The organism is Pseudomonas cerasi (genome assembly GCF_900074915.1).
GTDB lineage: Bacteria > Pseudomonadota > Gammaproteobacteria > Pseudomonadales > Pseudomonadaceae > Aquipseudomonas > Aquipseudomonas cerasi.
In genome coordinates this window covers 3,290,890-3,311,242 of record NZ_LT222319.1, presented here as the reverse complement: position 1 = coordinate 3,311,242, position 20,353 = coordinate 3,290,890, and the positions used below count along the sequence as shown (strand labels likewise).

Genomic DNA, 20,353 nt, shown 5'->3' with positions numbered 1-20,353 from the left:
GACGAACGACGCACATGAACAAACCTCTCCCGGATGTTGCCCTGACGGAAATTTCCCCGGCGCTGGTTTCACTCGACTGGGTCGGCATGCAAGGTGTGGAAGTGCCGATCAGACTGGCTGAAGCGGGCATCCGTCATCCTGTTCACACGCATGTCGATCTGCAGGTCGATCTGGCCGACCCGAGCGTCAAGGGTATCCACATGTCGCGACTCTATCGGCTGCTCGACGGCTACGCCGAGCATCAGATCGTCAGCCCCTATACGTTGTCGGCCTTGCTGGAAGCCATGGTCGAGAGCCACCTCGACTGCCACTCCAGTCATGCCCGACTGACGCTGAGCTTCAATCTGCTGTGCCGCCGCCCGGCGTTGATTACCGAAGCGCTCAGCGGCTGGAAATCCTACCCCGTGAAGCTCGATGCCACCTGGCATGCTGGTCGGCTGTGCCTCGACAGTTCGGTGGATATCACCTACTCCTCCACCTGCCCGTGCTCGGCTGCATTGTCTCGCCAATTGCTGGAAGAGGCATTCGCAGCGCGCTTCGGCAGGCAGTCGTTTGTCGATCCGATGCAGGTCGCGAGCTGGCTGCGCGAGAACGCATCGTTTGCCACGCCGCACAGCCAGCGCAGCGTTGCAACGGTGCAAGTGCGGGTGGCGGACCAGGCGACCGAGCTGGGCCTGATGACGCTGATCGATCTTGTCGAACAGGCGTTGGGCACCCCGGTGCAAACCGCGGTCAAGCGTGCCGATGAGCAGGCCTTCGCGCGGCTCAACGGCCAGAATCTGATGTACGTCGAAGACGCTGCGCGCAAGGTCCAGCAAGCACTTGAAGGCCGCTATGCAGCTTCCAGCGTCAGTGTCCGCCACTTCGAAAGCCTGCATCCGCACGATGCCGCTGCCCAGACTTCCAACTACCTGTCCTGAGGTTTCATTCCGTGATCCGTAAAAATCCTTCCGGCCATCTGCCGGTCATTGCCGAGTCCGCCTACATCGATAAAACCGCGATCATCTGCGGCAAGGTGATCATCAAGGACAACGTATTTGTCGGCCCCTACGCCGTGATCCGCGCCGACGAAGTCGATGCCACCGGGGACATGGAGCCGATCGTCATCGGGGCCAATTCCAACATTCAGGACGGCGTTGTGATCCATTCGAAATCAGGTGCTGCTGTCACTATCGGCGAGTTCACCTCGATTGCCCACCGCTCCATCGTGCACGGACCTTGCATGGTCGGAGATCGCGTGTTCATCGGTTTCAATAGCGTGTTGTTCAATTGCCAAGTCGGCAACGGCAGCGTGGTCAGGCACAACTCGGTGGTCGATGGTCGCGATTTGCCGGAGCACTTTTACGTGCCGTCCACCACCCGGATCGGGCCGGGTACTGACCTTTCGCAATTTCCACCGGTGAGCATTTCGGCTTCGGAATTTTCCGAAGATGTGGCGCACACCAACATTGATCTGGTGCGCGGCTACAAGGCGCTTCAGAACGAGTTCTGACCCAGGACACCCTTGACTCATTGCACTTCCGCCCACGGATCTGGATCTTTCATGACAACAGCTGTTCACTCAACCCGGGCACCCGCATCACGGCTGCGCTCGATCGATGCTCTGCGCGGGCTGATCATTCTTTTCATGTTGCTGGACCATGTCCGCGAAACGTTCTTCATGCACCACCAGGTCATCGACCCGATGGACGTCACGACCACCGCGCCGGAGCTGTTTTTCAGCCGGACGCTGGCGCATTTGTGTGCGCCACTGTTCGTCCTGCTGACCGGGCTTTCGGCGTTTCTCTACGGCGAGAAACATCAGGGCAAAAGCGACGTTTCGGCGTTCCTGCTCAAGCGCGGACTGTTTCTGATTGCGCTGGAATTCACGCTGGTGAGCTTTGCCTGGACCTTCAAGTTCCCGCCAACCATCATCTACCTGCAAGTGATCTGGGCCATCGGCCTGAGCATGGTCGCGCTGTCGTTGATGGTGTTTCTGCCGCGCTGGGCGCTGGTGGTCATCGGTGTGGTGATCATTGCCGGGCATAACCTGCTGGACACGGTGCATTTCGGTGTCGAGTCGGCCATGCACGTGCCGTGGGCGGTCCTGCACGACCGTGGCTGGATCGAGGCTTCCGATAACCTGCGCTTGCGCACGTCGTATCCGTTGTTGCCGTGGATCGGCATCATCGCACTGGGCTACGCCGCAGGCCCCTGGTTCTCAAGCAGCTACGACGCGGCGAAACGCCGTGCGAATCTGTGGAAGTGTGGGGCAGGGGCACTGCTGGGCTTCGTGGTCCTGCGCCTGATCAACGGCTACGGTGAAAAACCGTGGAGCGTCGGCGACAGCGGCATACAGACGGTCATGAGCTTCTTCAACATCACCAAATACCCGCCCTCGCTGCTGTTCATCTGCCTGACGCTGGGGATTGGTCTGCTGATCCTCATCGCCTTCGAACGCAGTCAGGAGAAAAGCGGGTTAAGGCCGCTGGTGGTGCTCGGTTCGGCGCCGATGTTTTTCTACCTGCTGCACCTTTACGTGCTGAAAGTCCTGTACCTGATTGCCTTGGCGATCTGGGGCACCAATCAGGGCACGTACTTCGGTTTCGACCACATGTGGGGAGTCTGGCTGACCTCGGTGGTACTGGCCGTTCTGCTGTTCCCGGCGGTGCGCTGGTTCGCCGCGCTCAAGGCCCGTCGTCGGGATATCAGCTGGCTGAAATACTTCTAGTCCCCGCAACAGCGGTACGCCTGCTGGCGTACCGCGTCTCGCCTGGCGTCAATCTCCGTGCGCCCCGTAATTCATGATCGACAGCAGTTTGATCGGCACCTGCACCAGTTGCTCGGGGCCATGGGGGATGTCGCCGTCGAAGGTCAGACTGTCACCGGCCTGCATCGGATACAACTGGTTGCCGTGGCGGTAGATCAGCTCGCCTTCCAGCAGGTGCAGAAACTCCGTACCTGGGTGTGAAAAGGTCGGAAACTCTTCGCTGGCATCGTCCATCGTCACCATGTACGCCTCGAAACTCTTCTTCGGCCCACGGGTATGGTTGAGCAGGTGATAGGTATGGCCTTTCTCGGTGCCGCGCCTCACCACTTCGAGTCCTTCATCGGCCTTCACCAGCAAGGCACTGCTGCCTTGCTGGTCGTACTGGCTGAACAGTTTGGACATGGGCATGCCCAGCACGTCGCACAGGCGGCTGAGGTTGTCGAGGCTGGTCGAGACCTGCGCGTTCTCGATCTTGCTCAGCATGCCCTGGCTGATGCCGGCGATGCGCGCCACGTCGGCGAGCTTCAGTTCCTGAGCCTGGCGCTGACGCTTGATCTGAATGCCCAGGTACTGCTCGAGCTTCAATTTCGGATGAGGGTCGGTCGGCATATTCATCGGCTTTGCACGGTTTCCGTTCAATAATTTTTATTTCGCACTGGGAATGTGCGTTTTGAAGCAGCCTTGGTCTGGCCGAGTCGCAAATTATTCCCAGAGGGAAAACGAGTTTCCCATATAAACAGCCGAATTACCCCTCCCGAGTCACTTCGTTTAACTGGCATACCAAACTGGCAAGCGCCTTGCATTCCTAAAGGGAAAGTAACTTTCCTGTTCGGAATATACCCCGAGAGGCAGTGAACAGCGGTCCTTCCCTGAAACGTTTTGCTTTTGCCAGGAGACACGTCCCATGTTGCCACCCGAAACACAGCGTCTGATCGAACAGCACGGCATCAAGTACGTACTGGCTCAGTTCGTCGACATTCATGGTTCGGCCAAGACCAAATCCGTTCCTGTGACAGGTCTGGAGATGGTTGCAGAGGACGGCGCCGGTTTTGCCGGTTTCGCGATCTGCGGCATGGGCATGGAGCCTCACGGGCCAGACTTCATGGCCAAGGGCGATCTGTCGTCGCTGACACCCGTGCCGTGGCAGCCGGGCTATGGACGTGTGGTGTGCATCGGCCATGTGGATGGCAAACCTTGGCCCTATGACAGCCGCTACGTGCTGCAGCAGCAGGTCGAACGCCTCAGTCAGCGTGGCTGGACCCTCAATACCGGCCTGGAGCCCGAGTTCAGCCTGTTCAAGCGCGATGTCACCGGCAGCCTGCAGATGGTCGATGCCAGCGATAACCTCGACAAGCCCTGCTATGACTACAAGGGGCTGTCGCGCTCTCGCGAGTTTCTCGAGCGCCTGACCGAGGCACTGCAGCCGGTGGGTTTCGACATCTATCAGATCGATCATGAAGATGCCAACGGCCAGTTCGAGATCAATTACACCTACAGTGAGGCCATGGAATCGGCCGACCGCTTCACCTTCTTCCGCATGGCCGCCGGAGAGATCGCCAATGATATGGGCATGATCTGCTCGTTCATGCCCAAGCCCGACCCCAAGCGTGCCGGCAATGGCATGCACTTTCACCTGTCGATCGCCAGTGCCAGCAACAAGAACCTGTTCCACGATGCCAGTGACCCGAGTGGCATGGGGTTGTCGAAGCTGGCTTATCACTTCGCTGCGGGCCTGCTGGCTCATGGGCCTGCGCTGTGTGCCTTTGCCGCGCCCACGGTCAACTCCTACAAACGCCTGGTGGTCGGCAACTCACTTTCGGGCGCCACTTGGGCCCCGGCTTTCATTGCCTTTGGTGCCAACAACCGCTCGGCGATGGTACGCGTGCCCTATGGCCGCCTGGAGTTTCGTCTGCCCGACGCCGGGTGCAATCCGTACCTAGTCAGCGCCGCAATCATTGCCGCAGGGCTGGACGGCATCGACCGGCAACTGGAGATCGATCACGTCTGCAACGAGAATCTCTACACATTGAGCCTCGAAGAGATTGCCGCACGGGGCATCAAGACCCTGCCGCAGTCGCTCAACGAAGCCTGCGACGCGCTGCAGGCCGATCCGTTGTTTGGCGAAGTGCTGGGCAGCGAGATTGTCGATGAATTCATCCGCCTCAAGCGCATGGAGTGGGTGGAATACAGCCGCCACGTGAGCGATTGGGAAGTGAAGCGCTATATCGAGTTTTTCTAGCTGCACGTTTCAGGCTTCAGGCTGCAAGAAGAAGCTGGATTGCGGCGAATTTGATTTTTCTGTCTATGCGGTTGGCTTGCAGCGTGAAGCTTGCCGCTCCCGAACAAGGTGAGGCTTATGTGCGGAATCGTTGGTTTGTATCTGAAAAACCCGGCGCTGGAGTCGCAACTCGGCAAGTTGTTCGAGCCGATGCTCGAAGCCATGACCGACCGCGGACCGGACAGTGCCGGGTTCGCCATCTATGGCGATGAAGTGGCGCAGGGCTGGGTCAAGCTGACCTTGCAGGCCACCACCGAACAGTATGATTTCACGGCGTTGATCGCGGCGCTTCAAGACAGGTTGAGCGCGCCTCTGGACTGGTTTCAGAACGCCAGCGCCGTGGTCTTGAAGATTCAGGCCGAAGAAGCCCCAGTGCGTGCCGCGCTGGCGGAACTGGCACCGAGCGTGCGCATCATGAGTGCCGGGCAGAGCATCGAGATCCTCAAGGGCATGGGCCTGCCGCGGGAGATTTCCGAACGCTTCGGTCTGGCGTCCATGAAAGGCAGTCACATCATCGGCCACACGCGCATGGCCACCGAAAGCGCCGTGACCATGGAGGGCAGTCATCCATTTTCCACGGGCTCCGACCTGTGCCTGGTGCACAACGGCTCGTTGTCCAATCACTTTCGTCTGCGCCAGAACCTGCGCCGCGAAGGCATTCACTTCGAGACCGACAACGACACCGAAGTGGCGGCGGGGTATCTGGCCTGGCGTCTGCAACAGGGCGACAGCCTGAAACAGGCGCTCGACAAGTCGCTCGAAGACCTTGATGGCTTCTTTACCTTCGCCATCGGCACACGCAATGGCTTTGCGGTGATTCGCGACCCGATCGCCTGCAAACCGGCGATCCTTGCCGAAACCGATGACTACGTCGCCATGGCTTCGGAATACCAGGCGCTGTCCAGCCTGCCGGGGATCGAAAACGCCAGGGTCTGGGAACCGGTCCCGGCCACCATGTACATCTGGGAACGCGAGCCAGCCGAGGGAGCACGTCCATGAAAACCGTCGATCTTTCCAGCGCCACCGTGCGTGATCTGAATCAGGCCCTGCACGACCAGGTCAAGGAATTGCAGGACCGCGAATGGCTGGTCACGCATCCCGATGGCGCACACAACCTGGCGGTCGGCGTCAACGAAGCCATCTCCATCGATATCCAGGGCCACGCGGGTTACTACTGCGCGGGGATGAACCAGAAAGCGTCGATCACCGTGCACGGCAACGTCGGCGTCGGCTGCGCGGAAAACATGATGTCCGGCGCTGTGCGGGTCAAGGGCAGCGCCTCGCAGGCGGCCGGTGCGACGGCACATGGCGGCTTGCTGGTGATTGAAGGCGATGCCGGAGCGCGTTGCGGTATTTCCATGAAAGGCATCGACATTGTGGTCGGCGGCAGCATCGGCCACATGAGCTGCTTCATGGGCCAGGCCGGTCGGCTGGTGGTCTGTGGCGACGCCGGTGATGCGCTGGGCGACTCGTTGTATGAAACGCGGATCTACGTCAAAGGCAAGGTCGAGTCACTGGGCTCTGACTGCATCGCCAAGGAGATGCGTGAAGAGCATCTGCAGGAGCTGCAGGAGTTGCTCAATCGCGCTGGCTTCAACGAGAAGGCAGCGGATTTCAAACGCTACGGCTCGGCCCGTCAGCTTTACAACTTCAAAGTCGATAACGCCTCCGCGTACTGATTCAGGAGCATTACCATGAGCGACCCCATCAGCCACAAACCTGCTCCAGTCCTGCGCGAATCGGCCACCTTCGATCGCCTGACCATTCAGGAAATCCAGCGCGCTGCGGAAACCGGCATCTACGACATTCGCGGTGGCGGCACCAAGCGCAAGCTGCCGCACTTCGACGACCTGTTGCTGCTCGGCGCCAGCGTGTCGCGCTACCCGCTGGAAGGCTACCGCGAGAAGTGCGGGACCGACGTGGTGCTCGGCAATCGTTTTGCCAAGAAGCCGTTGTACCTGAAAATTCCGGTAACCATTGCAGGCATGAGCTTCGGCGCGTTGTCGGCCAACGCCAAGGAAGCACTGGGCCGTGGCGCAACCATCGCGGGAACCAGCACCACCACCGGCGACGGCGGCATGACCCCGGAAGAGCGTGGCCAGTCGCAGCATCTGGTCTATCAGTACTTGCCATCGCGTTATGGCATGAACCCGGACGATCTGCGCAAGGCCGACGCCATCGAGATCGTCCTGGGGCAGGGCGCCAAACCGGGCGGCGGTGGCATGTTGCTGGGCATGAAAGTGACGGAACGTGTGGCTGGCATGCGTACCTTGCCGGTCGGCGTCGATCAGCGTTCGGCATGCCGTCACCCGGACTGGACAGGCCCTGACGATCTGGCGATCAAGATTGCCGAGATTCGCGAGATCACCGACTGGGAAAAACCGATCTACGTGAAGATCGGTGCCAGTCGTCCCTACTACGACGTGAAACTGGCCGTGAAAGCCGGCGCCGACGTGATCGTACTCGACGGCATGCAGGGCGGTACGGCGGCGACTCAGGAAGTGTTCATCGAACACGTCGGCATCCCGATTCTGCCTGCCATCCCGCAAGCCGTGCAGGCGCTGCAGGAGATGGGCATGCATCGCAAGGTGCAGTTGATCGTCTCCGGCGGCATCCGCAACGGCGCCGACGTGGCCAAGGCCATGGCGCTGGGTGCCGACGCAGTGGCGATCGGCACGGCGGCGCTGATAGCGCTGGGCGACAACCATCCGCGGCTCGACGAAGAACTGAGAAAGATCGGCTCGGCAGCGGGTTACTACGACGACTGGCAGAACGGCCGCGACCCGGCGGGCATCACCACCCAGGACCCGGAACTGTCCAAACGTCTCGACCCGGTCGAAGGCGGTCGGCGTCTGGCCAACTACCTGCGCGTACTCGTCCTCGAAGCCCAGACCATGGCCCGCGCGTGCGGTAAATCACACCTGCACAACCTCGACCCGGAAGATCTGGTGGCACTGACCGTCGAATCAGCCGCCATGGCCCGAGTGCCCCTGGCCGGGACATCGTGGATTCCGGGGTCTGGCTCTGGGTACTGACGCCATAACGTGCTTTTCGATCACGATGGCACAGACGACGCAGGGTGCGACGTAAGTGACGGCTGAGTCCTGGCGCTGATCCGGGGGTAGCCTGGCATGACGCCAGGCTAGCCGCGCCGGGTCCAGGCTGTGTAAAAACTACTGCGCTTGGCAATACTGCGTTAAAAACAGGCGAAAAATGCTCATTTAGAACACCCAGAGTCGGTCGCGACCCCGGCCGTTTTCGCCTGTTTTTGCCTTGTCTTGCCTTCGCTCGTGACGTTTTTACACACCTTGGGCCATGGATGGCCCGTTGCGGCGCCCCCCGGATCAGTGACAGGGCGAAGGAACCCGACGAAGTCGGGCCGGAAACAGCAGCGAAGGGATTTGCCTACTTTGGCCCCATCAAAAGTAGGTCGCCGAGGGGCGAAAAGGTGACTCAAGTCGAGCCTGAATCTCACTGAGTCGCAGAACTGTGTGACGCGGAGCGTCACGAAATGCATTACCACGCGGAGCGTGGGAACGAGAACCTTGGTGGTTAGCCCCGCTTTCGGCCTCATCGGACTTATATATAACGCCATTCGCGCAACGAGAACTTGACCCACAAGAGGCCGAAGAGCCTCGCCTGTCCCAATGAACCTCTTTGCTGCCAGACACTTTCCATTCATTTGCGGGAGCTTTGAACATGGTCAATCGTCTACACGGCAAATCCCTTACAGCTTTACTCGCGCTCGGCGCCTTTGCTCCGATTGCGCAGGCAGCTGACGCCCCCGTACTGAACACCGGCAGCACGGCCTGGATGGCCACCGCAGCCGTGCTGGTGCTGTTCATGTGCCTTCCGGGGCTGGCACTGTTTTACGGTGGGCTGGTACGGGCCAAGAACATGCTCTCGCTGTTCACCCAGTGTTTCGGCATTGCCGGAGTGGTAGGCGTGCTGTGGGTCATCTATGGCTACAGCATGGTGGTGGACACCAGCAACATGGTCGAAGGGCAAGTGAGTTTCAATAGTTTCGTGGGCGGTCTGAGTCGTGCGTTTCTGGCCGGCATGACGCTCGACAGCCTGGTCGGCGACATCCCTGAAGGGGTATTCGTGACCTTTCAGATGACCTTCGCGATCATCACTCCGGCGCTGATTGCCGGGGCCTTCGCCGAACGCATGAAGTTCTCTGCGGCGCTGCTGTTCATGGCACTGTGGTTCACCCTGGTGTATGCGCCTGTCGCGCATATGGTCTGGGGTGGCGCCGGCGCCTTGATGCACAACTGGGGCGTGCTGGACTTCGCCGGCGGCACCGCAGTGCACATCAACGCCGGTGTCGCCGCACTGGCGGCATGCCTGGTACTGGGCAAGCGCAAGGGTTATCAGAACGCCCCGATGCCGGCGCACAACCTGAGTTTGACCATGGCCGGCGCGGCGATGCTCTGGGTCGGCTGGTTCGGTTTCAACATCGGTTCCGGTGGCGGCCTGAACGGCACCTCCGGCATCGTCATGCTCAACACGCAAGTGGGGGCGTGCGCCGGGATACTCGGCTGGATGTTCACCGAGTGGTTCAAGGTCGGCAAGCCCAGCGCCCTGGGTCTGGCAAGCGGCGCATTGGCGGGCCTGGTCGGCATCACCCCGGCGTGTGCCTACGTCGGAGTCGGCGGAGCACTGGCCATCGGCGTGCTGTGCGGAGTGTTCTGCTACCTGAGCGTGACTGTGCTGAAGAAACGCCTGCGCTATGACGACAGCCTCGACGTCTTCGGCCTGCACGGCATCGGCGGCATGATAGGAGCAGTACTGACCGGCGTGTTCTGCGTACCCTCACTGGGCGGTCTGGTGCCCGATGTCAGCATGGGCGCCCAAGTGATTGCCCAGATCAAAGGCGTGCTGTTCACCACGGTCTACTGCTTCGCGGTCAGCTGGATGATCCTCAAGGCTGTGCAGGCACTGATCGGCCTGCGCGCGCATGAGTCAGTGGAGGAAATGGGGCTGGACCTGGCCGAGCATAACGAGCGGGCCTACAACCATTGAGAAGGCTGTCGGATCAGTGTCAGGGCGAGGGAACCCGACGAAGTCGGGCCGGAAACGGAGCTGCGTGTTTTGCCTGCTTCGGCCCATCAAAGCAGGTCGCCGAGGGGAGAAAAGGTGACCTGAGTCGACCACCAATCCACCTGACAAAGAAAGACCGCTGTGTGACGCAGAGCGTCACGAACTGCATGCCAACGCGGAGCATTGGCACGATAAACAGTTGGATTTGCGCATAACGTTGAGCGCAGAGCGTGGGGACGATAATCAATACAGCCTGGAGACCTCGCGCTCAGCTCAACGAAACACCGGCACCACGTGCTTGATGAACAGCTCAAGCGACTTTTTCTTCTCGGCGTGCGGCAGGCTGTTGTCGCACCAGAAGCTGAACTCGTCGACACCTAACTCTTGATAATGACGAATGCGCGGAATGATCTCCTCAGGAGTACCGATCATGGTGTTCTTGCGGATATTCTCCAGCTCGAACTCCGGACGTTCCTTGAACTTCTCTTCCGGGCTGGGGGCCAGAAAACCGTTGACCGGCGTCTGTTTATTGCCGAACCATGCGTCGAAAGTGCGGTAGAACTTCGCGATGGCAGTGGCGCCCACTTTCCAGCCTTCAGGATCGTCTGCGGCATGCACATGCGTGTGGCGCAGTACCATCAATTGCGGGCGGGGCACGTCGGGATTGTTGGCCAGCGCGGCTGCGAACTTGTTCTTCAGGTCGACAACTTCTTCGTCACCCTTCATCAACGGGGTGACCATCACGTTACAGCCGTTCTGCACGGCGAAATTGTGCGAGTCAGGGTCGCGCGCAGCGATCCACATCGGCGGCGTGTTGATCGGCTTGGGCACGGAAGTCGAGGTCGGGAATTTCCAGATATCGCCGTCGTGGGCGTAGTCACCCTGCCACAGCGCACGTACCACCGGGACCATTTCACGCAACGCCTTGCCGCCTTCGGAGGCCGGCATGCCACCGGCCATGCGGTCGAACTCCACTTGATAGGCGCCGCGTGCCAAGCCGACTTCCATACGCCCGTTACTGATCACGTCCAGCAGCGCGCATTCACCCGCGACCCGCAATGGGTGCCAGAACGGCGCAATGATGGTGCCGGCGCCCAGATGAATATGTGTGGTCCTGGCCGCCAGATACGCCAGCAACGGCATCGGGCTTGGCGAGATGGTGTATTCCATCGCGTGGTGTTCGCCTATCCAGACTGTGCTGAAGCCGCCTTGCTCGGCCATCAGCGTCAGCTCGGTCAGGTCCTCGAACAGCTGGCGATGACTGACACTTTCATCCCAGCGCTCCATGTGCACGAACAACGAAAACTTCATGACACTTACCTCGCTTAAATCCTGGCGCCTGCACCGGCGTGATGAGTTATTTTTGTCTGATGGTATACCGTAATACTTTCGGTGCAAGTGTTTTTTGCGGTGCTGCTCCCTGCTGTAAAACCCAACGGCAGAAACGAAAAAAGCGCCTCATGGGAGGCGCTTTCGGATGTCGCATATTCAGCCGGGGCAGGATTGATCAGGTCAGAATCAACTGCAGGCCTCGGATTCGATGTAGTCGGCCGTGGAGTCGCGAATCACCGGTCCCATGCCACTCACGGCCGTTGCCTGTTCCATGATTTCCAGCGTGGAACCGGTGCCGACCAGGTTCACAGTGTGGTTGGCGCAGTTATAGACCCGCTTGAAGTAGATCACCCCGAGCATGCCTTCACGCCGGGTGATCACCACGCGTTCCTTTGCGCTGCCGCTTTTCTCTACCAGTGCGTGCTGGCCGGTTGGATCATGAGGTATGGATATGCTTTTGCCTTCGGCATGCGCCGAAAGGGCAGGGATCATCAGGGCCAGAAAACAGGCATGCAATTTCATCGGTGCTCCTGCAGATGAATGCGGTTTCATTGGATCCAAAATTTACCCCAGCCATGCGATTCTGGATAGCAGGGCGAGCTGCCTCTCGTCGGCTTGTTTTCAGCGAATCACGTCCTGCGCATGGTCAGGAAATCCGCAAAGCTGTTGCTCCGCCAACAGCAGTTCCACACCTTGGCTTGACACGGACAGTTGGCGCTGCAAGTCAGCTGACGCAACGCTTTGATATGCCAGTGTTTTATTGAATGGCACGGTTGCTGCTCTGTGGATGTGCAGGCCCTTGTGCTTAATGCGCTCGGGAAGCTTGCAGCCAGAGGAGTACCGATATGAGCCAATCGTCCATAAAATTTGCGTACTGGGTACCCAACGTCAGCGGTGGGCTGGTAGTCAGCAAGATCGAACAGCGCACCAGCTGGACCATCGACTACAACCGTAAGCTGGCGCAGATCGCCGAGCAGTCCGGTTTCGACTACGCGCTGACGCAAATTCGCTTTACCGCCGGTTATGGCGCCGAATTCCAGCATGAATCCGTAGCCTTCAGCCATGCGCTACTCGCGGCCACCGAGAAGCTCAAGGTCATTGCCGCGATATTGCCCGGGCCATGGACCCCGTCGGTGGCCGCCAAGCAACTGGCGACCATCGATCAGCTCACCGCCGGGCGTGTGGCGGTCAATATTGTCAGCGGCTGGTTCAAGGGCGAGTTTCAGGCTATCGGAGAGCCCTGGCTGGAGCATGATGAACGTTATCGCCGCTCCGAGGAGTTCATCCGCGCCCTCAAGGGGATCTGGACCACCGACAACTTCACCTTCAAGGGGGATTTCTATCGCTTCCATGATTACACCCTCAAGCCCAAGCCGATCCAGCGTCCTCACCCGGAAATCTTTCAGGGCGGCAGCTCGCGGGCCGCACGTGATATGGCGGCGCGGGTGTCGGACTGGTATTTCACCAACGGCAATACCGTCGAAGGCATCAAGGCCCAGGTCGATGACATCCGAGCCAAGGCTGCCGCGAACGGGCATTCGGTGAAGATCGGTGTGAATGCTTTCATCATTGCCAGGGATACCGAAGAAGAGGCGCGTGCCGTGCTGGCCGAAATCGTCGAAAAAGCAGATCCGGAAGCCGTCAACGCCTTTGGTGATGCCGCGAAGCAGGCTGGCAAGGCCAGTCCGGAAGGCGAGGGCAACTGGGCCAAATCCACCTTTCAGGATCTGGTGCAGTACAACGATGGCTTCAAGACCAATCTGATTGGCACACCGCGGCAGATTGCCGAGCGCATCGTCGAACTCAAGTCCGTTGGCGTAGACCTGGTGCTTTCAGCGTTCCTGCATTTCCAGGAAGAAGTCGCCTATTTCGGCCAGCACGTATTGCCTCTGGTACGCGAACTGGAAGCCGCTGCACAACGCAAGCCTGTCGCCGAGACGGCTTGACCCCGCCAATAACGACAACCCGCCATGCCCTTGTAAGCCGGCCGCGCTTACAGCCCTCCATAAAATCAGGCGCCACTGTGATCCAGTGTGCGCCTGCTTTCGTATGTTCATCCCCGATCAACCCATAGACAGCTGTACGTGGCATTATGATGCCACTCACTGGCATGCTTTTATCGATGCCAGGCCTTCCAGGTATGGCCGAGCACTTGCCGACAATGGCAGTTAGTAGCGAAAGGATTGTCGATGGCCCCTGAGCAATCAGGTCCGGTTTTCAGAAAAACCAGATGCACTGGTTCTCACCTGTTGTGGAGGCAAGTTTTGAAACGCGACCTTCGGCTTGCGTCATGGCTGATCTTCGTAGTGTGCGCCTGCGTGGTGATGTTGATGGCCTGGCAAGCATGGACCGCACGCCGCAACACCCTGGAAAACATCCAGACCAGCACGATCAATCTGGCTGGAGCGCTAAGCACCTATACGGATGGCATTTTCAAGCAAAGCGAGCTGATGCTGATCGGCCTGACGGAGCGTGTCGAAAAGGACGGCGTCGGGCCTGAACAGATCGAGCGTCTCAGGTGGGTCATTGCGCGTGAAATGGGCGCGCTGCCGCAGATCGATACCGTGTCGCTGTACAACGCCGACGGGATTTGCATCTTCTCGAGCAATCCCAGGGTTATCGGCATCAACAGCGCGCAGCGCGAGTTCTTTCAGCACCACCTGAAGATGCCTGACAAAGCCCCTTACATCGGTCCGACGATTCGCAGCCGTGCCTCCGGTGAATGGGTCATATCGGTCAGCAGACGCATCAATAATCCCGACGCGAGTTTTGCCGGGCTGATGGTCGCCACCATCGGTGTCGACCACCTGTTGAAGTTCTATTCGGACATCAAGGTCGGGCAAACCGGCATTATCAGTCTGACGTCGACCGCCGGGCAGTTGCGGGTGCGCTATCCCCATCTGGAGCAGGAGATCGGTCGCGATCTGTCATCGACGCCCATTTTCAGGTCGGAACGCGGCCGAGTGTCAGGTACCGCACAGTTCGTTTCCAGGATTGACGGTGTTGCGCGTTTTTATGCGTTCAAACGCAGTGATGTCTACCCGATCGTCACCGTGGTTGCGCTGGGTCAGAAAGAAGCCATGCTCGACTGGCTGGGCCAGACTAAGCAGTCCATTCTGGTCATGCTGGTGCTGCTCGGACTGGTGATCGGACTCGGCGTTCGTCTGATTGGGCACATTCACAGCCGCATACGCGCAGAAGACCAGTTGCTCGATTCACAGGCAGCCCTGATCCAGCTCAACCAGCACCTGGAGTTGATTGCCTCCGAAGACAAGCTGACCGGGCTGGCCAATCGCAGACGTTTCGATCAGTTTCTGGAAGTCGAATTCAAGCGCGCCAGACGCGAGCGCAGCCTGCTGTCGCTGATTTTGATCGATGCCGATCATTTCAAACGCTACAACGATCATTACGGCCACCTGGCCGGTGACGAATGCCTGATTGCGCTGGCCCGAGTGGTTGAGCAGTTCATTCGTCGTCCCAGCGACGTCGCCGCCCGTTATGGCGGTGAAGAGATCGCCGTGGTGTTGCCAGGTACTGACGAGTCGAACGCTCGCCAGGTGGCCGAGAACATCCTGCAGGCCATCCGTGACGAGCAGATCGAGCATCCCGCCAGCCCGTTTGGCATCGTGACGATCAGCCTCGGTGTCGCGACATTCGTCGGCACCGATCGCCAACTCGATCAGCGTGGCCTGATTGAGCTTGCCGACCGCGCGTTGTATGCCGCCAAGTCGCAGGGTCGCAACCGGGTGAATGTGGCGTCGGAAATCGCGACCGGCACATTACCGGCCTGGACCCGCGTCAAGTCCTCTACGGACGCGCAAGCCGACACGGAGCCAAGGTCGGGCCAGCGGGATTGATACCCGCTGGCCGCTTGCTGCCTATCGCTTCTCCGTCAGTTGCTGATCGTCGGTAATCTGTTGCGCATGCGGTTTGCGGCGCAGCACGGTCAACACCCAGAAAAAGAATATAGGCACCAGAACCACGCCCAGCAGCGTCGCGCTGAGCATGCCGCCGATGACGCCAGTGCCGATGGCGCGCTGGCTTGCAGCGCCTGCGCCGGTGGCCAGGGTCAGCGGCACCACGCCAAGGATGAAGGCCAGCGAAGTCATGACAATCGGCCGAAAGCGCAGCCGTGCAGCCTGAAGTGCCGCGTCGCGCAGGGAATGGCCCTGATCCCAGAGTTCCTTGGCGAACTCGACGATGAGAATCGCGTTTTTCGCGGCCAGCCCGATGATGGTGATCAGGCCGACTTTGAAATACACATCATTGGGCATGCCGACGGCCGTCACGGCCAGCACGGAGCCCAGCGCGCCGACGGGAACGATCAGCATCACCACCAGCGGGATTGCCCAGCTCTCATACAACGCGACCAGCAGCAGGAACACCACCAGCAGCGCCAGGCCGAACAGTCCGACCGCCTGGCCGCTGGCGACTCTTTCCTGATAGGAGAGGCCGGTCCATTCGTAACCGATGCCTTGCGGCAGCCCGGAAACGATCCGTTCGATTTCCGCCATGGCCTCACCGGTACTGACGCCCGGTGCTGCATCACCGGAAATCCTGAATGCGGGGTAGCCGTTGTAGCGGGCGATCTGCACCGGGCCTTGTTCCCAGTGCGTCGAAACGAAGGCGCCCAGCGGCACCAGCGTGCCGCTGCTATTGGGTACGTAGAGCTTGAGCACGCTTTCCGGGGTCATTCGCGAACTTTGTTCGGCCTGCACGACCACGCGCTGTTGACGTCCGGCATTGGCGAAGTCGCTGATCACCGAGGAACCGAAGGCGGTGGACAGCGCATTGCTGATCGATTCGAAACTCACGCCCAGCGCCCGGGCCTTTTCGCGGTCGATGTTCAGGCGCAATTGCGGCGCTTCGGCCAGACCTTCCATCATCGCGTAGAGAATCTTCGGGTTGCCGTTGGCCTCGCCGAGCAGCTTGTCGCGTGCCGCCAGCAGGGCTTCGCGGCCCAGGCCTGCACGGTCCTGCAGGCGCAGCGAGAAGCCGCCCGAGGTGCCCAGGCCGTCGATAGGCGGTGGCGTTACTGCCATCACCGTGCCGTCGCCGAGCCCGGCAAAATGCTGGTTGAATGCCGCCGCTTCCTCAGCCGCCGACTGGCCCTTGCCGCGCTCCGACCAGTCCTTCAGGGTCGGGAACGCAAGACCGGCGTTTTCACCCATGCCCGAGAAGCTGAACCCCAGCAGCATGGTCACCGCACCCGTGGCTTCGCGGGACAGCATGTAGTTCTCGAGCAATTGCGCGGTGAGGTCGGTACGCGACCGGGTGGCGCCGGGAGGCAGTTGCACATCGATGATCAGATAGCCCTGATCTTCAACGGGCACAAAGGACTCCGGCAGGCGCAGGTAGAAAAAGCCCAGCAGACCGACGATACCGAGGTACAGCAGCATGTAGCGGCCGGCGCGCTTGATCATGCTTGAGCTGACGCGCTCGTAACGGTCGGTGAACGTGCCGAACAGACGATTGAAACCACCGAAGAAACCACGCTTTTCATGGTGCCCGGCCGGGATCGGCTTGAGCAGCGTGGCACACAGCGCCGGGGTGAACGTCAGGGCCAGGAAACCTGAAAACAGAATCGACACGGCCAGCGACAGCGAGAACTGCTGGTAGATGACCCCGACCGAGCCGCCCATGAACGCCAGTGGCAGAAACACAGCGGCCAGGACCAGCGTGATGCCGAAAATCGCCCCGGAAACCTGCTGCATCGCCTTGACCGTTGCGGCGGCGGGAGAGAGGCCTTCTTCAGCCATGATCCGCTCGACGTTTTCCACGACCACAATGGCGTCGTCGACCAGAATACCGATGGCCAGCACCATGCCGAACATGGTCATCATGTTCACCGAGAAGCCCATCAGGTACATGATCGCCAGCGTTCCCGCCAGACACACCGGGACCACGATGGTCGGTATCAGCGTGTAACGGATGTTCTGCAGAAACAGGAACATCACCAGAAACACCAGGATCATGGCTTCGATGAGGGTGTAGATCACCTTGTCGATGGCTACGTCGACGAAGCGCGAGGTGTCGTACGGTATCGAAAACCCGACGCCTTCCGGGAAATTGACCGACAGCTCGGTGAGCCGCTGCTCGACGGCTCTGGCCGTCTGGATCGCGTTGGCGCCCGGCGACAGCTGTACGGCACCGGCGACGGCACGTTGCCCGTTCAGGCGTGATTCGAAGCTGTAATCCTGGCTGCCGACCGCTACACGCGCCACATCGGACAGGTGCACCGCAGAGCCGTCTTCGTTGGCACGCAGAACGATGCGCCCGAACTCTTCCGGGTTGTCCAAAGTCCCCTTTACCGCGAGGGTGGCCGTCAATTCCTGCAGTGACGAGGCCGGGCTGCTGCCGAAGCTGCCTGCCGGAACCTGCACGTTCTGCGCCCGAATCGCGGCATTCACGTCGTCGATGGACAACCCGAAGCCCACCAGCTTCTGCGGATCGATCCATACCCGCATCGCGGCTTCGGCAGCGAAGAATTGCAGCCTGCCAACACCGTTCACCCGGCTGATTTCGTTATTGACGTTGCGTGCCGCGTAGTCGGCCAGCGCGACGGTATCCTTGTTGGCCGCGCCGTCCTTGTAGTTCAGGGTGTAGATCAACAGAAAACCGGAGCTGGCCTGTTCGACCTGCAGGCCCTGGCTGAGGACCGTCTGCGGCAAGCGTGCTTCGGCTTTCTTGATACGGTTCTGGACTTCGACCTGAGCCAGGTCCGGGTTGGTGCCCGGCACGAACGTGACGTTGATTTCCGCGCTGCCGGTCGAGTTGCTGGTCGACTCGTAATACAGCATCCCTTTGGCGCCGTTCAGTTCGTCCTCGATAACGCTGGTCACCGAATCGACCAGTACCTTCGCGGATGCGCCGGGGTAGGTGGCGGTGATGGTGATCTGCGGTGGCGCCACGTCCGGGTACTGCGCCACAGGCAGGGACGGCAGAGCCATCAACCCGGCGAGCAGGATGAACAGGGCAAGTACCCAGGCGAAGTTGGGGCGCTTGATAAAGAAGAGAGACATTGACAGTGATCCTCGGTCGCGCTGAAGGCGGCTTTATTGCGCCTTGGCCTGCGGTTGGGCGGATGGCGATTTGCGCGCGACCTTGTCGCCGGCGCTGAGCCCGGTCATATTGCCGACAATGACCTGTTCGTCTGCCTTCAGGCCTTCGGTGATCTGCCAGCGCGAATCCTGCATCGCCCCGGTTTTGACCGGACGCGCTTCGACCGTGCCGTCCTGGGTAATCACCAGCACGCGTGCCGCACCGTCGCCGGAGCGCTGAACGGCGCGCTGCGGGACAAGAATGGCGTTGCTGTCGACGCGCTGCGGTGTGCGCACCCGCACATACATACCGGGCAGCAGCACGCCCTTGGGATTGGCAAAGCGGGCGCGCAACGACACTTGGCCGGTGGTCCGGTCTACTGCGACATCGGTAAACAGCAGGGTGCCGGTGCTCGTGTAATCGGTGCCGTCGACACTCAGTGACAACGCGTCTTCGCCGCCCTTGGGCAAGCGGCCTTCCTGTATCGCGGCGCGCATCTGCAAGGCCTCGGCAGCCGGCTGGGTAAAGTCGGCGTAGACCGGGTCGAGTTGTTGAATGGTTGCCAGCAGCGTGGTTTCGCCCTGACCGACCAGCGCGCCCTCGGTCACCATCGCGCGGCCGATGCGGCCTGAAATCGGCGCCTTGACGGTGGCATAGCCCAGGTTCAGCCTGGCCGTTTCGACATCAGCCTGAGCCGACTTTTTAGCGGCGATTGCGTTTTGCAGTGCAGAGCGGGCGGTGTCGAAAGTCTGGCGGCTGACCGCTTCAATTTCCACCAGCGACTCGTAACGTTTGACCGTGGCCTGAGTCTCGAACAGCGTGGCTTCAGTGCGGGCCAGATCTCCCTGCGCCTTGGACAGCGCAGCCTTGAACGGCGCCGGATCGATCTGGAACAGCACTGCGCCGGCTTTCACATCGGCGCCTTCCTCGAAGTTGCGGCTCAGCACGATGCCGGCCACCCGCGCGCGAACCTGCGCCACACGCACCGGTTCGATACGGCCGGGCAGTTCGTCAACGACCGTGAACGATTCGGCGTTGACGGTAATGGCTTCCACCTCTTTGGGCGCTTTCGATGCCGCGTGATCCTGCTGCTGTTTCTGCTCGCACCCGACCAGACCCAACGCTGCCAGCAGGGCTACTGCAGGCATCACACGCCAATCGCTGAAACTACTCATCGTTCACCCGGCCGCAGCCCATCAGATGCTAAAGCCGCGAATGATCCACTCTGAAAGACGGTGAGTCAATATTGACTCACATGAGCCTTCAGTGACTAATTGTGTATGTGCTTTGAGAACCCGGTAAGGTTTCTGCACAATGCGCCGCCTGCCACTTATACGAGTTGAATACGTACCCAATGGAATTACCTGCTGCTGACGACAAATTTCTGAAGGCCCTGGCCGTTGCGCTGGTCGACCACTCCAACGGTACGCTCAAGGATATTGCTCAGGCGGCCGGCGTCAGCAAGGCGACGCTCAACCGCTTTTGCGGCACTCGCGCCAACCTCGTGGAATTGCTGCTCAATCATGCCTCGGACCTGATGAATCAGATGGTCGCCGACGCCGATCTGCAGACTGCTCCGCCGCTGGAAGCGCTTCAGCGGCTGGTCGACAATCATCTCATGCATCGCGAAATGCTGGTTTTTCTGGTGTTTCAGTGGCGTCCGGATTCGCTCGACGAAAGCAGCGGAGGGCGCCGCTGGTTGCCTTACTCCGACGCCCTTGATGCATTTTTCCTGCGTGGTCAGCGTGAAGGCCTGTTCCGGATCGACGTCGGTGCCGCCGTCCTGACCGAAATGTTCGCTGCGCTGCTCTCCGGGATGGTCGACGCCGAACGCCGTGGCCGTGTGGCACGCGCCGGTATGGGCGCGTTGGTGACCCAGTTCTTCCTGCACGGAGCGGCGGCACGATAGG

Annotated in this window: 16 protein-coding genes; 11 read left to right on the top strand and 5 right to left on the bottom strand. The window is 60.2% G+C overall.

Annotation, left to right across the window (positions count from 1 at the left end; translation table 11 throughout):
* Positions 1 to 14: 14 nt before the first annotated feature.
* The 3 genes from folE2 to PCPL58_RS17195 are packed head-to-tail and all read left to right on the top strand — an operon-like array spanning position 15 to position 2,710.
* Positions 15 to 920, top strand: coding sequence for a GTP cyclohydrolase FolE2 (gene folE2 / locus PCPL58_RS17205; RefSeq protein ID WP_065350000.1), 906 nt, complete (start codon positions 15 to 17; stop codon positions 918 to 920).
* Between the two features lie 11 nt (positions 921 to 931).
* On the top strand, positions 932 to 1,492 hold the full coding sequence (locus PCPL58_RS17200) for a gamma carbonic anhydrase family protein (protein WP_003367212.1): 561 nt from the start codon (positions 932 to 934) through the stop codon (positions 1,490 to 1,492).
* Between the two features lie 51 nt (positions 1,493 to 1,543).
* Entirely contained in the window at positions 1,544 to 2,710 is a 1,167-nt protein-coding gene (locus PCPL58_RS17195) for a DUF1624 domain-containing protein (RefSeq protein ID WP_065349999.1), read from the top strand.
* 48 nt (positions 2,711 to 2,758) lie between these two features.
* Here the strand turns inward: PCPL58_RS17195 and PCPL58_RS17190 are convergent, their stop codons facing one another.
* The gene (locus PCPL58_RS17190) at positions 2,759 to 3,364 is read right to left on the bottom strand and encodes a helix-turn-helix domain-containing protein (protein ID WP_003423969.1); all 606 of its coding nucleotides are present in this window, start codon (positions 3,362 to 3,364) and stop codon (positions 2,759 to 2,761) included.
* Positions 3,365 to 3,653: 289 nt separating this feature from the next.
* Here PCPL58_RS17190 and glnT point away from each other — a divergent pair, with 289 nt between their 5' ends.
* The 5 genes from glnT to PCPL58_RS17160 all read left to right on the top strand — a co-directional run bounded on the left by glnT (position 3,654) and on the right by PCPL58_RS17160 (position 10,052).
* A complete protein-coding gene (glnT, locus tag PCPL58_RS17185) occupies positions 3,654 to 4,988 on the top strand; it encodes a type III glutamate--ammonia ligase (protein WP_003367219.1) in 1,335 nt (444 codons plus the stop codon).
* Positions 4,989 to 5,105: 117 nt separating this feature from the next.
* Positions 5,106 to 6,026, top strand: coding sequence for a class II glutamine amidotransferase (locus PCPL58_RS17180; protein WP_003319399.1), 921 nt, complete (start codon positions 5,106 to 5,108; stop codon positions 6,024 to 6,026).
* A complete protein-coding gene (locus PCPL58_RS17175) occupies positions 6,023 to 6,706 on the top strand; it encodes a GltB/FmdC/FwdC-like GXGXG domain-containing protein (protein ID WP_003367221.1) in 684 nt (227 codons plus the stop codon). The genes PCPL58_RS17180 and PCPL58_RS17175 overlap by 4 nt, the downstream gene beginning before the upstream one ends.
* Before the next feature lie 15 nt (positions 6,707 to 6,721).
* Complete coding sequence (locus PCPL58_RS17170) at positions 6,722 to 8,062, top strand: FMN-binding glutamate synthase family protein (RefSeq protein ID WP_003367224.1); 1,341 nt, start codon at positions 6,722 to 6,724, stop codon at positions 8,060 to 8,062.
* 664 nt (positions 8,063 to 8,726) lie between these two features.
* Complete coding sequence (locus tag PCPL58_RS17160; RefSeq protein WP_065349998.1) at positions 8,727 to 10,052, top strand: ammonium transporter; 1,326 nt, start codon at positions 8,727 to 8,729, stop codon at positions 10,050 to 10,052.
* A 291-nt stretch (positions 10,053 to 10,343) separates the two neighbouring features.
* Here the strand turns inward: PCPL58_RS17160 and PCPL58_RS17155 are convergent, their stop codons facing one another.
* Complete coding sequence (locus PCPL58_RS17155) at positions 10,344 to 11,381, bottom strand: LLM class flavin-dependent oxidoreductase (RefSeq protein ID WP_044308356.1); 1,038 nt, start codon at positions 11,379 to 11,381, stop codon at positions 10,344 to 10,346.
* Between the two features lie 207 nt (positions 11,382 to 11,588).
* Positions 11,589 to 11,924 (bottom strand): hypothetical protein, encoded by a 336-nt coding sequence (locus tag PCPL58_RS17150; protein WP_065349997.1) that lies wholly within the window; start codon positions 11,922 to 11,924, stop codon positions 11,589 to 11,591.
* 323 nt (positions 11,925 to 12,247) lie between these two features.
* Here PCPL58_RS17150 and sfnG point away from each other — a divergent pair, with 323 nt between their 5' ends.
* On the top strand, positions 12,248 to 13,348 hold the full coding sequence (sfnG, locus tag PCPL58_RS17145) for a dimethylsulfone monooxygenase SfnG (RefSeq protein WP_003432900.1): 1,101 nt from the start codon (positions 12,248 to 12,250) through the stop codon (positions 13,346 to 13,348).
* 318 nt (positions 13,349 to 13,666) lie between these two features.
* Positions 13,667 to 15,259, top strand: coding sequence for a sensor domain-containing diguanylate cyclase (locus PCPL58_RS17140; RefSeq protein ID WP_044308358.1), 1,593 nt, complete (start codon positions 13,667 to 13,669; stop codon positions 15,257 to 15,259).
* Positions 15,260 to 15,280: 21 nt separating this feature from the next.
* On the opposite strand, the gene PCPL58_RS17135 is transcribed toward PCPL58_RS17140, so the two are convergent.
* Both PCPL58_RS17135 and PCPL58_RS17130 read right to left on the bottom strand, forming a co-directional pair.
* Positions 15,281 to 18,424: an efflux RND transporter permease subunit gene (locus tag PCPL58_RS17135; RefSeq protein WP_065349996.1), complete on the bottom strand. Its 3,144-nt coding sequence runs from the start codon at positions 18,422 to 18,424 to the stop codon at positions 15,281 to 15,283.
* Between the two features lie 33 nt (positions 18,425 to 18,457).
* Entirely contained in the window at positions 18,458 to 19,618 is a 1,161-nt protein-coding gene (locus PCPL58_RS17130; protein ID WP_065349995.1) for an efflux RND transporter periplasmic adaptor subunit, read from the bottom strand.
* Positions 19,619 to 19,797: 179 nt separating this feature from the next.
* Between PCPL58_RS17130 and PCPL58_RS17125 the strand changes: the two genes are divergently transcribed.
* The gene (locus PCPL58_RS17125; protein ID WP_003367243.1) at positions 19,798 to 20,352 is read left to right on the top strand and encodes a TetR/AcrR family transcriptional regulator; all 555 of its coding nucleotides are present in this window, start codon (positions 19,798 to 19,800) and stop codon (positions 20,350 to 20,352) included.
* Position 20,353 lies beyond the last annotated feature (1 nt).

What these genes read in the sequence shown, in the direction of transcription:
- folE2 (WP_065350000.1), top strand. Translation starts at nt 15, where the DNA reads ATGAACAAACCTCTCCCGGATGTTGCCCTGACGGAAATTTCCCCGGCG.
- PCPL58_RS17195 (WP_065349999.1), top strand. Translation starts at nt 1,544, where the DNA reads ATGACAACAGCTGTTCACTCAACCCGGGCACCCGCATCACGGCTGCGC.
- PCPL58_RS17190 (WP_003423969.1), bottom strand. Translation starts at nt 3,364, where the DNA reads ATGAATATGCCGACCGACCCTCATCCGAAATTGAAGCTCGAGCAGTAC.
- glnT (WP_003367219.1), top strand. Translation starts at nt 3,654, where the DNA reads ATGTTGCCACCCGAAACACAGCGTCTGATCGAACAGCACGGCATCAAG.
- PCPL58_RS17180 (WP_003319399.1), top strand. Translation starts at nt 5,106, where the DNA reads ATGTGCGGAATCGTTGGTTTGTATCTGAAAAACCCGGCGCTGGAGTCG.
- PCPL58_RS17175 (WP_003367221.1), top strand. Translation starts at nt 6,023, where the DNA reads ATGAAAACCGTCGATCTTTCCAGCGCCACCGTGCGTGATCTGAATCAG.
- PCPL58_RS17170 (WP_003367224.1), top strand. Translation starts at nt 6,722, where the DNA reads ATGAGCGACCCCATCAGCCACAAACCTGCTCCAGTCCTGCGCGAATCG.
- PCPL58_RS17160 (WP_065349998.1), top strand. Translation starts at nt 8,727, where the DNA reads ATGGTCAATCGTCTACACGGCAAATCCCTTACAGCTTTACTCGCGCTC.
- PCPL58_RS17155 (WP_044308356.1), bottom strand. Translation starts at nt 11,381, where the DNA reads ATGAAGTTTTCGTTGTTCGTGCACATGGAGCGCTGGGATGAAAGTGTC.
- PCPL58_RS17150 (WP_065349997.1), bottom strand. Translation starts at nt 11,924, where the DNA reads ATGAAATTGCATGCCTGTTTTCTGGCCCTGATGATCCCTGCCCTTTCG.
- sfnG (WP_003432900.1), top strand. Translation starts at nt 12,248, where the DNA reads ATGAGCCAATCGTCCATAAAATTTGCGTACTGGGTACCCAACGTCAGC.
- PCPL58_RS17135 (WP_065349996.1), bottom strand. Translation starts at nt 18,424, where the DNA reads ATGTCTCTCTTCTTTATCAAGCGCCCCAACTTCGCCTGGGTACTTGCC.
- PCPL58_RS17130 (WP_065349995.1), bottom strand. Translation starts at nt 19,618, where the DNA reads ATGAGTAGTTTCAGCGATTGGCGTGTGATGCCTGCAGTAGCCCTGCTG.
- PCPL58_RS17125 (WP_003367243.1), top strand. Translation starts at nt 19,798, where the DNA reads ATGGAATTACCTGCTGCTGACGACAAATTTCTGAAGGCCCTGGCCGTT.